Origin of the sequence: Spirosoma sp. 48-14 (genome assembly GCF_001898575.1) — a bacterium.
In the GTDB taxonomy this organism is placed as follows: Bacteria; Bacteroidota; Bacteroidia; order Cytophagales; family Spirosomataceae; genus Spirosoma.
The window spans coordinates 175,800-190,948 of record NZ_MKUD01000081.1 but is presented as its reverse complement, the minus strand read 5'-3'; the positions used below and the strand labels follow the sequence as shown (position 1 = coordinate 190,948).

General features: G+C 45.3%; 11 protein-coding genes. 6 read left to right on the top strand and 5 right to left on the bottom strand.

Annotation, left to right across the window (positions count from 1 at the left end):
* Positions 1 to 495: 495 nt before the first annotated feature.
* Positions 496 to 819, top strand: a complete 324-nt coding sequence (locus BGO59_RS32920) for a LytTR family DNA-binding domain-containing protein (RefSeq protein WP_293691415.1) — start codon at positions 496 to 498, stop codon at positions 817 to 819.
* 112 nt (positions 820 to 931) lie between these two features.
* On the opposite strand, the gene BGO59_RS32915 is transcribed toward BGO59_RS32920, so the two are convergent.
* Positions 932 to 1,483, bottom strand: a complete 552-nt coding sequence (locus BGO59_RS32915) for a sigma-70 family RNA polymerase sigma factor (RefSeq protein ID WP_293691413.1) — start codon at positions 1,481 to 1,483, stop codon at positions 932 to 934.
* A 748-nt stretch (positions 1,484 to 2,231) separates the two neighbouring features.
* Between BGO59_RS32915 and BGO59_RS32910 the strand changes: the two genes are divergently transcribed.
* Positions 2,232 to 6,158 carry a PAS domain S-box protein gene (locus BGO59_RS32910; RefSeq protein WP_293691411.1) on the top strand — a complete coding sequence of 1,309 codons (3,927 nt, stop codon included), beginning with the start codon at positions 2,232 to 2,234 and terminating at the stop codon, positions 6,156 to 6,158.
* Positions 6,159 to 6,219: 61 nt separating this feature from the next.
* On the opposite strand, the gene BGO59_RS32905 is transcribed toward BGO59_RS32910, so the two are convergent.
* Positions 6,220 to 6,633, bottom strand: coding sequence for a response regulator (locus tag BGO59_RS32905; RefSeq protein ID WP_293691410.1), 414 nt, complete (start codon positions 6,631 to 6,633; stop codon positions 6,220 to 6,222).
* A gap of 639 nt (positions 6,634 to 7,272) precedes the next feature.
* Here BGO59_RS32905 and BGO59_RS32900 point away from each other — a divergent pair.
* Together BGO59_RS32900 and BGO59_RS32895 are read left to right on the top strand one after the other, a co-directional pair.
* Positions 7,273 to 7,635, top strand: a complete 363-nt coding sequence (locus tag BGO59_RS32900; protein ID WP_293691408.1) for a hypothetical protein — start codon at positions 7,273 to 7,275, stop codon at positions 7,633 to 7,635.
* Between the two features lie 209 nt (positions 7,636 to 7,844).
* Positions 7,845 to 9,320, top strand: coding sequence for a capsule assembly Wzi family protein (locus BGO59_RS32895; protein ID WP_293691407.1), 1,476 nt, complete (start codon positions 7,845 to 7,847; stop codon positions 9,318 to 9,320).
* A 241-nt stretch (positions 9,321 to 9,561) separates the two neighbouring features.
* On the opposite strand, the gene BGO59_RS32890 is transcribed toward BGO59_RS32895, so the two are convergent.
* Both BGO59_RS32890 and BGO59_RS32885 read right to left on the bottom strand, forming a co-directional pair.
* Positions 9,562 to 11,265, bottom strand: coding sequence for an AMP-binding protein (locus tag BGO59_RS32890; RefSeq protein WP_293691406.1), 1,704 nt, complete (start codon positions 11,263 to 11,265; stop codon positions 9,562 to 9,564).
* 589 nt (positions 11,266 to 11,854) lie between these two features.
* A complete protein-coding gene (locus BGO59_RS32885) occupies positions 11,855 to 13,048 on the bottom strand; it encodes a Gfo/Idh/MocA family oxidoreductase (protein WP_293691405.1) in 1,194 nt (397 codons plus the stop codon).
* 78 nt (positions 13,049 to 13,126) lie between these two features.
* On the opposite strand from BGO59_RS32885, the gene pnuC reads away from it, so the two are divergent.
* Together pnuC and BGO59_RS32875 are read left to right on the top strand one after the other, a co-directional pair.
* Positions 13,127 to 13,798, top strand: a complete 672-nt coding sequence (gene pnuC, locus BGO59_RS32880) for a nicotinamide riboside transporter PnuC (protein ID WP_293691404.1) — start codon at positions 13,127 to 13,129, stop codon at positions 13,796 to 13,798.
* Entirely contained in the window at positions 13,795 to 14,790 is a 996-nt protein-coding gene (locus BGO59_RS32875) for an AAA family ATPase (protein ID WP_293691403.1), read from the top strand. Before pnuC ends, BGO59_RS32875 begins: the two co-directional genes overlap by 4 nt.
* Positions 14,791 to 14,839: 49 nt before the next feature.
* Here BGO59_RS32875 and BGO59_RS32870 read toward each other — a convergent pair whose 3' ends face one another.
* On the bottom strand, positions 14,840 to 15,043 hold the full coding sequence (locus BGO59_RS32870; protein WP_293691402.1) for a hypothetical protein: 204 nt from the start codon (positions 15,041 to 15,043) through the stop codon (positions 14,840 to 14,842).
* Between the last annotated feature and the right edge of the window lie 106 nt (positions 15,044 to 15,149).

Below are 15,149 nucleotides of genomic sequence, written 5' to 3'. Positions count from 1 at the left end.
CTGTTTTGTTGTACTGATGTCGGCCCTGACCAGCTGAGCCTCGTCATGAAAGTAAGCTTGTTTGGTTGAATCTCAATGGCCGATTGCTAAATCACATAGCGCTACTATACAACGAATGAATCGGTAGGTAAGGTTTATATGAACTCTATGACCGCGAGCTAATAGGTGAACCGACTGACCTGTAGCTTGACAAGAACAAGATTCAATAAACAATTAATTTTTGTTACCGATAATGCTTATGTTTATATAATTTGTTTATTATTGCGTCTGGGTGGATATATTTATACAATTATATAGATGATGGACAAATGCAGATACTAGTAGATCCCATTTTGCAAGGCGATAGTGGAGTTCAGTGATAATGATTATTTATAGAGTGTATTCGCTTGTTATACAGTTGGTTAATATCCGTGGTATTAAATTTGTCTTTTGCTAATGACCTTCCGTTTCGACTCTTCAGCAGTGAATTCATCGGAGTTACATTGCTGGCCTCCCATGCGCGTGTACAATTCTGAGCGCGGAGCGCAGTGGCTGGCTGTCGCCGATTTAGTTTATCTGAAAGGCGAAGAGAATTATACCTGGCTGCACTGGACGAATGGCCAGCGAGTATTAGTTTCCTACACGCTTAAACGAGTCGAAGCTAAACTCCCATCGACCTGGTTTATTCGGTTACATCGTCATTATATGGTTAATCGTCAGTTTATAGATCGGGTTGAGTTTACACCAGCGGGTGTATTTGTTCATCTGGCTACAGGGCAGGCCCTGCCTATTTCCCGTCGGCGCTGGTCTTGTATCCGCAAAGAGTTGATTTTTCATTAAATCGATCTACCTATGGCTTCGCTTTTTAGCGTACACATGGGATACTATAAAAACAGCCTGGTCAAGTGACCAGGCTGTCCTACGCTCGTATTCAGTTGATCTATGACGTTGGTTAAGCTTGCAATGAGTAGCTATATAATCGCTGAACTCGTTCGCGACTACGTTTAAGCCTCATTTTTACAGCGCTAAGCTTGATATTATATAAGCTAGCAATCTCTTCGTTACTTAATCCATCTTCGTATTTCAGTCTCAAGAGGCTTTGCTCTTCCACAGTAAGGCGTTCCATAGCTTGGGCTACGCGCTGCAACATATCATCATGAACAGACGTCTCGGTCGGGCCATCCCAGGCTTGTTCCATACTGTCGCCTAGTGTTACGGTTGGAAGTCGTTTTGCCAGACGAAGCTGATCTGCGCAGTAATTGTATGCAATTGCATATATCCAGGTAGAAAAGCTTGACCGCTGCTGAAAGGCATCCAGTTTGTTAAATACCTTCAAAAAGATATCCTGGGTGAAATCCTGTGCCTGCTCACTGTCTTTAGTCATCGATAAGCACTGCTTATACACTTTACTTACGTAGCGTGTATAAAGTGTTTCAAAGCATTCACTGGGTTGATGAGGCAAGTGATGACGAATCATTTCTTCGTCACTCAATAATATATTCATGATCTTATAGTAACAATAGGTTAGGTTTTATTGACAAATATAAATTATATACTATATGTATGCGTATTTGGAAGTTTATTGTTAAATTTTAATTGTATAAAACTATTTTATGGTGTCGCTACTTACAATTTTAAGGTTATATGTCAATCAAGATGTAAAAATGGTATATGAAAAAATGTTATATGTTACTTTTTTAATTTTAAAATAACCCCATCATTCTAAGGGGAGTACCTCTCTTAAAGCCAAGCCTTAGTAACTAAATTGGTGTATCTCAGCCATACCACTCGGTAGATGGGCATTGGTATCTATAATATACGCATACGTATCCTCAGGAATTTTTAGGGAGGTTTTACTATGGGCGAACAACTTGTGCAAAAGAGCCTAAGTTTGTAGCCGCATAATTAATAAGTTACTCAATATTTATATTTATATCTAATTTGTTACCAAGTCGATGAGAACGACTGGAAAAAGGATACTAAAAACGCTGACTCTCCTGGAATCAGCGTTTTTTTACTATGCGAGGGTGATTATAAGGCGCTTATAGTCAGTGTATTGTGTGACATTTTGTTGCAGGGGCGCTAATACTTACGTTGAATCCACTATTTAAGTTACAGGAGGCTCGTAGGGTAAATAAATTGTGTAGTTAAAAATGGTAACAATACTTAAAAATTAACGAATAATAGATATTGAAAACTTGTGTGGATTGGGTCAGTATCTTTATTCTCTTTTAGATCAATTATTAACTAATATGCCTTATCCAATCAATGAAGATAAGCGGCTGGAGGCTCTGCATCGTTATCAAATTCTGGACACATTACCCGAAGAGGCATTTGACAGACTGACCGAGTTAGCCTCATTAATCTGCCAGACTCCTATTTCATTGGTATCCTTGATCGATAAAGATCGGCAGTGGCTTAAGTCGAAAGTGGGGCTGGATATACAGGAAATCAGTCGGGATTTAGCTTTCTGTAGCTACGCCATTCTGGATAGCCACCTATTCGAAATCGAGGATATGGCTCAGGATGAGCGATTCCGGGAAAACCCCTTTGTTACCGACAATCCAAATATTCGGTTTTACGCGGGCTATCCAATGACGGATTCGGATGGGAATGCGTTGGGTACGCTCTGCGTACTGGATCGGACGCCCCGAAAGCTAACCGAAGAGCAGCAAAGGGCATTGAAATTATTGGGCGAAATAGCGATAGGTTTGATTGTCGAACATCGCCAAAAGCAGGAATTAATCTATTTTGAAAATCTATTTACGCTATCCAACGACCTGATTTTTGTAGCTGGAACGGATGGCTATTTAAAGAAGATAAATCCGGCATTTCGGCAGGTATTGGGATGGGGCGAAGCCTACCTGTTATCGATATCTCTGTTCGACCTGGTGCATCCCGATGATCGGCTGGCAGCTCAGCAGGAAATCAGTCAGTTGGCGGCTGGTAAACCTACACTCAATTTTACCTATCGCTTTCGCTGCCAGGATGGCTCCTATCGACATTTGCAGTGGGTGGCTACACCCGAATCGGCAACTGGCTATTTGTTTGCCATCGCTCGTGACGTTACCGAAGAAAAACAGAGAGAAATTCGACTGTTTCAGTCTGAATCAAAATTCCGCTCGTTTTTTGAAAACTCGCATGGGCTGATGTGTACCCATGCACTGGATGGAACATTTTTAAGTGTCAACACGGCTGGAGCCAAGGCACTAGGGTATAAACCTGAAGAGATCGTTGGTCGGCGCTTGCACGATATAGTACCCTCAGAACAACACGAAGGGTTGAACTTTTACCTTAAAAGCATCCAGAAAACCGGTAAGGCCAGCGGTATCATGCACACCATTCATAAAGATGGGTCTTTACAGATCTGGCTATTTACAAATGTTCTTGAAAATGAACTGAATGGACAGCCGTACGTGATTGGTAATGCGATCGATATTACCCGCCGTCACCAGCTCGAGGTCGATCTGCGGACCACTAAGCAGATGCTTGAGCAAACCAACGAAGTAGCTCGAATTGGGACCTGGGAGGCCGATATGATTCAGAAAACCATGTACTGGTCGGCCGTTACCAAGGCTATTCATGATGTGCCGGACGAGTATATACCCTTGATCGATACAGGCGAAACGTTCTTTAGAGGGAACAATTACGACTTGATCGTTGCCGCTGTCGATCAGGCTATCGAGAAAGGGACATCATTCGATATTGAATTACAGATTGTTACGGCAACGAACCGGGGAATATGGGTTCGTGTGGTAGGTACGCCTGAATTTGAAAATGGAATCTGCAAACGAGTATATGGAGCCTTTCAGGACATCGACGATAAGAAGAAGGCGGAACAGGCATTAATCAATGAAAAGCTCCGGCTGGCTGCCTTCGTTGAGCACGCACCGGCGGCAGTCGCCATGTTTGATCGAACTATCAATTATCTGGCGGTCAGTAAACGATGGATGGAAGATTACCGCCTGACGGATAGCGTGATTGGGCGATCGCTCTATGACGTATTTCCCGGTATGTCGGAAAGCTGGCGAGCCGTATTTGAGCGATGCGCTAATGGAGCAGTAGAACGGCAGGACGAGTACATCTGGCGACCGGAAGGCTGGGATCATGATCAGTATTTATGTTGGGAAGTAAGGCCGTGGTATCAGTTTGATGGTTCTATAGGAGGCATCATGATGTACACGCAGGATATTACGGAAGCTTGCCAGCAACGCGACGAGCTCAAAAAAGCAAAGCGACAGGCCGAGCAGGCCAGTGTAGCCAAATCCGAATTTCTGGCCAACATGAGCCACGAAATTCGTACTCCTCTGAACGGTGTGATTGGCTTTACCGATCTATTGCTGAAAACATCCTTAACCGAAACCCAGCATCAATATTTGTCGATTGTCGATCAGTCGGCAAATGCCTTGTTAAGCACAATCAACGATATTCTGGACTTTTCGAAAATTGAAGCCGGTAAGCTGGAACTGGCTCTGGAAAAGATAGATATATACGAGATCAGCAGTCAGGCGGCCGATATTATTACTTATCAGGCACAGAACAAAGGCCTTGAGATGCTGCTCAACCTCCAGGCCAATTTGCCGCGCTTTATTTATTCTGACTCTGTACGGCTAAAACAAATATTGGTCAATCTGTTGGGTAACGCGGTGAAGTTTACCGAAAAAGGGGAGATCGAACTAAAAATAAAACCCATAGGCGACTCGACAGATGAGTGTACGACGTTCCGATTTGAAGTGCGCGATACGGGTATTGGCATAAAGCCTGAAATGCAGGAGCGTATCTTTGATGCCTTTTCTCAGGAAGATCCATCGACAACCAAGAAGTATGGGGGCACTGGTCTGGGGTTAACCATTTCCAACAGACTACTGGGCCTGATGGGCAGCCGCCTTCAACTCGTTAGTAAACCTGGCGAAGGGAGTTGTTTTTTCTTCGATCTGACGCTCAAAACAGAACCCGGCGACCCTATTATCTGGCGTGATATAAGCCTGATAAAGAATGTATTAATTGTTGATGATAATGAAAACAACCGCCTGATATTACGGCAAATGTTTTTGTTACGACAAATTACTGTTGAAGAAGCCAGTAATGGATTCGAGGCCCTGCAGCTAATCAGCCGTAACAAACACTTCGATGTGATTCTGATGGACTATCATATGCCGTTTATGGATGGTCTGGAAACGATTGAAAAGATTAGAGGTAACTTCGGTTCGGTAGCTGACGAGCAGGTTATTATTCTGTTACACAGCTCATCCGACGATGAGCGGATTATCCGTAGTAGTGAATCGTTAGGTATTAACCAACGGCTGGTTAAACCTGTTAAGATGACTGAGTTATACCGGGCCTTGTCGCGCATTGTTCATCATGACGAACCACTCGCTACCGATGCCCCCAGTCAGCCGGTTCAGGTTGGAGCCGGGTCGGTTAAGATACTGCTGGCCGAGGACAACCTGGTAAACCAGCTACTGACCAAAACCATTATTGGGCGGATTATGCCTGAAGCCGAGGTTATTGAAGCATTCAATGGGCAGGAGGCTGTCCAGGCCTACACCATACATAAGCCTGATCTGGTACTGATGGATATTCAGATGCCCATTATGAATGGCTATGAAGCTACCCGACAAATTCGTGAACTGGAAGCAGGGAAACCTATTCCAATTATCGCACTGACTGCTGGCACCGTAAAAGGAGAACGTGAAAAATGCCTTGCTGCTGGAATGGATGATTTTATCACAAAACCCATTGTTGAGGCTGCCATTGTTACCTTGTTCCAGACCTGGTTAGGAGCATCGGCCGATGCCGACGAATCTATAGAGCCGAGCGAAAGTGAGGAGGTGCACTTTGATCCTCAGGTAATAAAAATGATGGCAGGGGATGATCCTGAGTTTACAAGTATGTTGATTGAAGCAGCTGAGATTGAATTACAGGGAGCCTTAACGGCGTTTTCGCAGCAACTTGCCGACGAGAACCTGACTGGAATCAAAGCAACCGGGCATAAACTACGGGGAACGGCTTTAAGTGCAGGAATGCCTGCTTTGGCGCAGTTGGCCTTTGAGGCTGAGCATTTAGAAAAATTCGAAATTAAATCAGTTCCTGCACTGATTGGTCGTATAGAAACCGAAATTAAGATGCTGCTAACGGTATTGTCTGAACGCTTAAACGCCGATAGTCCATCAAGGTGATGTATGATCGTTGAGGTAGTTACCGTTACTAGCGCTAGTAACGGTAACTACTGCAGATGTATTAAAGGCAGGCATCCAGTCGCCAGTGATGCCGAATTTTGCGAACAATATCACCTAGTAATTCTAGTTTCATAGGTTTAGTCATAAAATCATTTGCTCCTAACTCATAGGCTAACTGCCGTTCCTTTAATGAATTGGAAGTAGTTAAGATGACGATTGGTGTATGGTGATACAGGGGGTTACTTCGCAAAACGGTCAGTGCTTCAAAGCCATTTAACCGGGGCATATTCAAATCCAGTACGATAAGGCAGGGTGTAAACGGACTATGGACAAGCGCATCGATTAATGCCATGCCATCTTCCGTAAATACTAACTGACATTCAGGACTGTGCTCCTGAAAGGCGAGTTGTAGCAAAAAACGGTCGTCTTCATCGTCGTCTGCGATAAACACTGCCTGCTTTGTCTGTTGCGTCATTTGTCAATAACCTAGCCGAAACGAGCTATTCCTGAGGTGGGCAAGAATACATGCGTATACTTGAGGTGAATATAGAAGAATTAATGTGCATATTTCCTATTGATAAGCAAGATTAAACAGCTTTAATTCGTTCTCGCCTGAATGCGGACCAAATAATACTAGACCGAATTGGCGTACAATAAGCGTGATCCACACGTATATAGGCCATTTGTTCCGTATTGACTATGGTAGTTGTAGTACCTCAGCAATGGATTGCTTTTTAGATGCCGACAAAGAAGACTTTTTATTTTGGTAGTTCGGTTTTAAAAAATGGGCTAATACAATCGAATTGTACGGTCTTCCTTTTTTTGCCGACGCATTTCTTGATAACAGTACGCACATACAGATTCAGCTGAGGGTCGATTGCAAGAACCGGCTCCCTGCTAACTCAAGTCCCACCGAAAGTAGGGACTTTTTTTGTCCGCATTGTCCGCCATCGAACAGACCTTGTCCACTACTGGACATTATAGTTATAAGGCGAAAAGCGCAGGTTGTTGATTATCAGTGGTTAAGATTAGTTGGCACAAGCTTTGGATTTAGAATGGCATACCAGTAAACAACATTGTAAACGTAAACACAACAACTGCCATGTTACCACTAATGACAAATCTGACCGCTGCTTTCCTGTTAAGTGCTTCGACGCTATTCAATCCGACAACGCCTAAAACGCTTTCTTTTGATGCCAGCGCATATGTTACTGCTGATCATCAAATTCGTTTGGCCGTTCAGAAATCTGCTGATCAGCCCGTTGAAGTATTCCTTCGTAACAAAGGTGGAGAGGTGCTTTATCAGCGTATTATGGGTAAAAAAGAGACTCGGTACGCTGTAAAGCTAAATATTAATGATCTGGCTGATGGCGAATACGAACTGGAAATTAAGTCTGCTGAAGGCAGTATTACCAAACAGGTCAATGTGGCGACTCAGCCCATTCAGCAAACGAGCCGCACAATTGCAATGCAATAAATGAGATAGGTTAAGTTAAGAAAAGCTGCAACGAGCCTGGCATTTGCCGGGCTTTGTTGTTTGAGTCTAGTTCCAGGATGAAAAACGTATCCACTGACCGTCTGTTCCGTTTTACCAGATAGTATCGCACAATGATACCAAGTTGTTGTTAAAGTGTACTAATGTAGCCTGATTGCAGGTTGTTTCGAGTAGAAGTATTATTATTACATATGAAATATTTATATTTTTTGTCTATCCTCTTTTTTGGTGTACATCAATTATTATATGCCCAGTCAGGAAATTGGCACCAGGTATACGTGGAGGTGGGCGCTTTAGCTGCTTCAAACGACCGCACCCCCTTTTGGCTTCGGGCCAATCAGTTTGGAACGGTTCCGTACTCAGCCCCAGTTGGTACGCTACGCGTGGGTGCTAAAGGAACGGTAGTACTTTCAGATACTATTTATAAATCCCGAGATCGGGCCTGGCGGTTTAACTATAGCGCTGAGGTTGTAGGAAATGCAGAGAAGCAGAACCAATTGCTGGCCCCCGAGTATTACATAGCCCTTACGCATCGACAGATTGAATTCGTCGTTGGCCGTCGGAGGGAGGTAATTGGATTAGTCGATACCACGCTTACATCGGGGTCTTATTCCTGGTCGGGGAATGCCCTTCCGATCCCTAAGGTTCAGTTTGGAACCCGAGGGTTTGCACCACTAGGCCGGAAGCAGTGGCTGGCCATCAACGCCTTTATGGCTCATGGCTGGTTCGCCAATACAGCGTATATGCAGCATTCCTTTCTGCATCAGAAATCAGTTATGTTTCGGATTGGCAAACCATCGGCAACCATACGAGGGTATGTGGGTATTAATCACAACGTTCAGTGGGGTGGTCATTCCGATTACCTGGATTATCACTATGCGGTTGACGGTCAACTGCCGGGCGAACTTCGCGATTTTCCCAATGTATTTCTGGCAATTCGCACTAACGGGCTCAACAACCCGCGAATCACTTCGTTCGATTATACAAATCTGTATGGGAACCATGTAGGTAGTATTGACCTGGGGCTTGAAGTGAGATTACCCTCTGCTAACCTGATGCTTTACCACCAGCATAGCTATGAGGATGTCTCGGGTGTGTTTTTTAAAAATGTGCCCGACGGATTGAGCGGGTTACGAATACGGCCTATCAGATCGAGTTCGGCAGGCTTTCATGTTGACGATGTGCTGCTTGAATTTCTTACAACGCTTGACCAGGGCGGCCCCATATTTGAACCCTGGAATGGGCTATCAGGCAATGATAATTACTTCGATAACGGGCAGTATCAGGAAGGCTGGGCGTATAAAAACCGGATTATAGGTACGCCATTCATTACTATGAAGGCGGATGCTCTCCCTGAGTACGTGTATCCCACTAGCGTGACTGTTAATAATAACCGCGTACAGGTCGCTCACCTGGGAATGCGTGCCGGAGTGGGGCGACGAATTAAGCTAATGGCTAAACTATCATACAGTCGAAACCTGGGCACGTATGCTATTATGTTTCCGAATAAGCCTAAACAATTTTCGTCGGTCATACAACTGGGTATGCCCCTGAACTGGTTAGAGGGGCTTTCGCTAACAGCCAGTATTGCCGCCGATATTGGTCAGTTGTATACGAATACGCTTGGTGGGTATGTAGGCCTCCGTAAAACGGTATGGCATAGATAGTCTGGCAAGGGTGTAAGGTATTTTTGTTTGAGGAACGATACACCGTTACTCCATCACAGATACAACCCTGTGGCATCAGAGTAGCAGAACCTCCTGAATGAGCGCAAATGCCGTATCTATTGTTTCCTGGCCTAATTTATTCCGAGGGGCAGGGAATTTTCGGTGATTATCAAATAGGTCATCACTCAAAGAGTTCGTGTCCCTCGGAATAGGGAAAAGATACCAAAGCCTGAAATAGTCTTTATTTTTTCAGCTTAGCCAGTTCTTCATCGCGTAGAGGCCGACGTAGAATTTTACCCACGTTCGATTTCGGGAGTTCGGTTCGGAATTCAATGACGCGCGGAACTTTGTAAGGCGTTAAGTTTTCGCGACAGAACTCTTTGATGGATTCGACCGTAAGATTCGGGTCTTTTTTTACCACGAAAATTTTAACGACCTCCGTTGACTTTTCATCAGGGATACCGATACAGGCTACTTCCAGTACACCAGGGCATTGCGCCACCACATCCTCAATCTCATTTGGGTAGACGTTAAAGCCGGATACCAGGATCATATCTTTTTTGCGGTCAACGATTTTGAAGAACCCATCTTCATTCATCACGGCCACATCACCTGTTTTGAACCAGTCGCCCATCATCGATTTGGCGGTTTCCTCAGGCCGATTATAGTATCCTTTGAACACTTGTGGTCCTCGGGCAACTATTTCGCCAGGTTCGCCAAGGGGGGCATCTGTACCATCTTCCCGGATCACTTTCATTTCTGTACTGGGCCAGGGGATGCCAATGGTCCCTACCCGTACAGTGCCATCAACTGGATTGGAGCTAAGTACGGGCGAGGTTTCGGTAAGGCCATAGCCTTCGCAGGGAGTATTGCCAGTCAGCTTCGCCCAGCGTTCGGCCACGGCTGTCTGAAGGGCCATGCCACCCGCTGAGGTGACCTTTAAATGACTGAAATCGACTTCATTGATACGTGGGTGGTTCAGAAGACCATTATACAGTGTATTGACACCGGTGAAGGCTGTAATCTGGTATTTCTTCAAGTCGTCAATAAACGCATTCAGATCACGAGGATTCGTGATCAGCAGGTTCATCGCTCCGCTCTTTAGTGCAGCCAACGCATTAGTGGTCAGTGCGTATACATGGTATAAAGGAAGAGCCGCCACAATAATGCCTTCGCCATCAGGTATATGGCCGGGTTTCATCCAGTAATGCTGGCATTCTACATTTGCGATAATGTTCCGATGCGTAAGCATAGCTCCTTTCGAAACGCCCGTTGTTCCTCCTGTATATTGTATAAATGCCAGATCTGTATTTTGAATCGTAACTGGTTTTAAGGGCTGCTTACTGCCCTGGCTTAACGCATCGTTAAACGAGATCGCATCAGGCAGTTTGTAAGCGGGTACCAGCTTCTTTACGTATTTTACCACCGCATTAACGATCTGCTTTTTAGGAAAGCCCAGTAAATCGCCAAGCTGCGTAACAATCACGTGCTGAATGTCGGTACGATCAAGTATTTTCTCCAGATTGCTGGCAAAGTTGGCGAGAATCACAATCGCTTTAGCCCCAGAGTCTTTAAACTGATGCTGCATTTCGCGGGGGGTATACAACGGATTGGTATTGACCACGACTAGCCCTGCCTTCAGTGCACCAAACATAGCAACCGGGTATTGCAAAGTGTTAGGCATCTGAATGGCCAAACGATCGCCTTTTTGCAGATGGAGCCCATTTTGTAAAAAAGAAGCGAATTGGTTGGCCAATTCGTTGAGTTCGCCAAACGTAATTTGCTTACCCATGCAGGCATAGGCCGGACGATTGGCAAACCGTTGGCAACCTTCTTCAAATAAAGCTACCAGCGACGTATAGGCATCAGGGTTAATTTCGTAGGGGACTTCTTTCGGATAAAAGCGTCTCCAGGGGTACCGGTCAATGGCTGATTGCGTATTCATGTAGAAATGATAGGTTTAAAAGCAAAGGTATTTGCTTCGTTTGTTCAGATAGAGTGGTAATTTGTAAATAGCTGCTTTATGAATACAATCCGTTGGAGTAAGCTGATAAATCGCACTGTAAGCTTCCGCCTGATCAACGGGTATAGTCATAACTATTGAACGGCAAAGGTTCGTTTAATTGTCTCAGCTCTGTACACAAATTTAAAGAAATTGTTCTATTAGGCTCGTGCTTGTATGGATTATTCAAACAAAAAACGCCGGAACCCGGAGGCCCAGCGCTTTTTGTTTGACCGCTTGTACATTTATTTGACCATTTGTACAACAGTAATGTTAAAATGCAACATTAGTCAGGAAAATGCGTCATTCAATTGACGCCCCATAAGCGTTTAAGTTAAGAAAAGAATGCTGAAACGCCGGAACGCAGATGAGTCCGGCGTTTTTATTTTGTGCACCACCTGCAAGATAAATAATAATTTCAAAAAAATAGGATATCCTGCAATTTTTGTCACCATTAGGTCACAAAGGCCGTGGAATCTTTTCTTTTATGGTTCGTTTGAGTACACTTCTGAAATGTTGGTTGTCGGAAGCATTAAACAACATCGCGCTCAATGATTTTGCCGGTGGCTTTTTCTTTCAGAATCAGCTTGTTACGGCCATCGTGTGTCATTTCCTGCTTAATAAGGTAGTGATCAGCATCGTACTCTACCAGGGTTGATTCGGGTTTCAAACCCTCCTGGCCGCGCCATATTGGGAGTATTACCTTTTCCCATTGCTTGCTTTCGGCCGATCGATAGGCTGCATCCAGAACGGCGTTTACAATGTAGCCATCATAGAAGGTTTCTGCGGGTTCACGACCTGCCTCCTGCGCGGAAAACATATCCGTAAACATGTGATTATAGCCCAGATCGTTTACTTCATCCCCAACCGGGAATAGCCACCCCGTATTTGATTCGGCTTTTTCGGCCACGTAATCGGCTCCTTTGCCAGTCGAAAACATCTCAAAACCTGTGCGCAGGAAGTTATTAATCCAGATGGTACCTTCAGTACCCATCACTTCGTCACGGAGGTCCATACCGCCCCGGAATGTCCAGCTTACTTCAAATTGACCGATAGCCCCGTTCTCGTACTTCACCAGAGCAATGGCATGGTCTTCGGCTTCGATGGGTTTAACCTGCGTAGCTGCCCAGCACATCACCTCAACGGGCTTGACATCTTTACCAATAAAATTCCGGGATATTTCGACACAATGGCAGCCTAAATCGAGCATACAGCCACCACCCGCCTGCTCTTTGTCCCAGAACCAGTCGGAGTGGGGGCCAGGATGCGTTTCACGCGATTTCGCCCAGAGAATACGGCCTAAAGCGCCATTTTTGACACTATCCAATGCCTTCAGAAATTTGGGCGTATAGCAAAGGTCCTCCAGATAACCGGCAAAAATTCCCGCTTCTTCCACTGTTTTCATCATCCGCAGCGCTTCTTCGCCCGTACGACCGAGGGGCTTGGTGCAGACAACCGATTTTTTATGCTTGGCGCAAAGATTGACGGCTGTTTCGTGGATGTTGTTCGGTAGGGCGATACAGACCATGTCCACATCGGGATGGGCAATGACCTCTTCCATATCGGTCGACGCAAAGCTACAGCCATAATCGGCTTTGAATTTATCGGCGGTTTCCTGACGGCGGGCATAGATCGCAACCACTTTGTCGCGGCCCCGCTGCCCATGAATGGAATCGGCGTAGAAGCGACCAATGAAGCCGCCCCCCAGCATGGCAATACGTTGCATAGGTAAGAGTTTGGGTAAAAGGTTAATGCGTACTTTCGCAACGATAAAGATGAGAAGCTCCACTTGATTACTGGATACATGCCCAATTTTTTTGACATTGAATCTATTTTCTTTACCGTGTGGGACTACCCCATGAGTTATCTGGAATTCTTTGGCGCTACCACCGGAGCAGTGGCTGTCTGGCTTTCGGCCCGGGCTCATGTATGGAGCTGGCCTATTGGTGCGGTTAGTGTGTTGCTGTTTTTCTTCCTGTTTTACCAGATTCAGCTCTATCCCGATATGTTCTTACAGGTGTTTTTCTTGGTGACCAATATTCAGGGTTGGTGGCGGTGGACACACCCTAAACAGTTCGAAGCTGACCAGCATCAGGAACTCCGCATAAGCCGAATACCAACACGTCAGCTGATTATCTGGACCGTTTCAGGGGTACTGGCCACTGTGGTATTAGGTACGTTTGCCAGTAATCTGCATGAGTGGTTTCCGGTACTTTTCAGCAAACCCAGTGCGTTTCCTTACCTGGATTCATTCACAACCGTTATGAGCATTGTGGCTACGTTTCTGATGATTGAAAAACGCGTTGAATGCTGGTATGTCTGGCTGGCGGTCGATTGTATTCTGACGTATATGTATTTTGTGAAAGGAGTCAAATTCGTTGGAGCCGAGTATTTTGTTTTCTGTTTCGTGGCCGCTATGGGCGCCTGGACCTGGACGCGTGAATACCGAAGCTACGACTCCGCAGGAGCACCATGAGAACGGGACTGGTGTTTGGGAAATTCATGCCGGTACATCAGGGGCATTTGGCCTTGATCGACTTTGCCAGACGGCAGTGCGACCACCTTATTGTGTCGATGACCGTTACACCGGATGACGTGATTTCGCCTGATTTGCGGCTTCGCTGGCTGACCGAGTTACTGGCTCCCTATCCAACTATCGAGGTTGTGGCCGAATCTGATGATTTTCATGACCCTACTCTGCCGCTCTGGGAGGCTACTAAATTATGGGCTGCGTTTATCAAACGTAGATTTCCGACTGTGAGCGTATTTTTTTCGTCGGAAAGCTATGCTATTCCGCTGGCCCATCATTCTGGACTGACTCATGTAGCTTTTGACCCTCCCCGGCAGCAGGTGCCCATTTCGGCAACGTTGATCCGGCAGCAGCCGGCTCGGTATTGGGCGTATATTCCAGAAGTTGTTCGACCGTATTTTGTTAAGAAAGTCTGCCTGTTTGGGCCAGAAAGTGTAGGCAAAACAACGTTGGCGCAACAATTGGCAACGGCTTATCAGACGACATTCGTACCAGAGATGGCTCGCCAGTTTATTTCATCCAATCAGTTTATGGTAGATGATATTATTCGGATTGGTTATGCTCAAACCGAAGCGGTTCAGACCGCAGAGCGAGTGGCTAATCGGATTTTGTTCTGCGATACCGATTTGATTACCACCCAGATTTACTCAGAAATTTACTTCCAGTATGTGCCTCCTATTTTGTATGAACTGGAGCAGCAGGTATACTACGATCACTATCTGTTGCTGGATATTGACGTCCCCTGGGTAGCGGATGCTCTGCGTGATCAGGGGCACCGACGCTCTGAAATGCTGTCCCGTTTTCGGGAGGCACTGGAGCGTCGCAAAATAGTTTATGAACTTGTTGGGGGGGGATACGATGAACGATATGCCGCCTGTAAAAAAAGCAGTGAATCGTTGCTTGCAAGGCCGATAAAGGGTAGAAGTACAGGCCTATAAAAAAAGCTCCCGATTACAGGAGCTTTTTTATGAATAGCATCAGAGCTATTTATTTTTTTGTTGAATCAGGAATGACAATTTTTGCTGAATCAGTAATTACTTCTGCACTGTCTCCTTGCACGATCGTTTCGCTTTCGACAACCGTTGCGGTATCAGATGCTGGCTGTTCAGACTCCGTTTTTTTCGATTGGCAAGCAACTGCGAGCGAGAACATAGCCGCTACAAATAAGGCCGATTTAAAGAAATTTTTCATGCTATATATAGATTTTGAATGGTTGATTAGCCATTAATACCACTTCAAAAAGAAGGTAACCTATTGGCTTTAGAATTTAATTTCAGTTTAATCTTATGCTGGTGAT

Excerpts from the sequence above, each read along its gene's own strand:
- BGO59_RS32895 (WP_293691407.1), top strand. The coding sequence starts at position 7,845 with ATGAAATATTTATATTTTTTGTCTATCCTCTTTTTTGGTGTACATCAA.
- BGO59_RS32885 (WP_293691405.1), bottom strand. The coding sequence starts at position 13,048 with ATGCAACGTATTGCCATGCTGGGGGGCGGCTTCATTGGTCGCTTCTAC.
- BGO59_RS32875 (WP_293691403.1), top strand. The coding sequence starts at position 13,795 with ATGAGAACGGGACTGGTGTTTGGGAAATTCATGCCGGTACATCAGGGG.
- BGO59_RS32900 (WP_293691408.1), top strand. The coding sequence starts at position 7,273 with ATGACAAATCTGACCGCTGCTTTCCTGTTAAGTGCTTCGACGCTATTC.
- BGO59_RS32905 (WP_293691410.1), bottom strand. The coding sequence starts at position 6,633 with ATGACGCAACAGACAAAGCAGGCAGTGTTTATCGCAGACGACGATGAA.
- BGO59_RS32870 (WP_293691402.1), bottom strand. The coding sequence starts at position 15,043 with ATGAAAAATTTCTTTAAATCGGCCTTATTTGTAGCGGCTATGTTCTCG.
- BGO59_RS32910 (WP_293691411.1), top strand. The coding sequence starts at position 2,232 with ATGCCTTATCCAATCAATGAAGATAAGCGGCTGGAGGCTCTGCATCGT.
- BGO59_RS32890 (WP_293691406.1), bottom strand. The coding sequence starts at position 11,265 with ATGAATACGCAATCAGCCATTGACCGGTACCCCTGGAGACGCTTTTAT.
- BGO59_RS32920 (WP_293691415.1), top strand. The coding sequence starts at position 496 with ATGCGCGTGTACAATTCTGAGCGCGGAGCGCAGTGGCTGGCTGTCGCC.
- pnuC (WP_293691404.1), top strand. The coding sequence starts at position 13,127 with ATGCCCAATTTTTTTGACATTGAATCTATTTTCTTTACCGTGTGGGAC.
- BGO59_RS32915 (WP_293691413.1), bottom strand. The coding sequence starts at position 1,483 with ATGAATATATTATTGAGTGACGAAGAAATGATTCGTCATCACTTGCCT.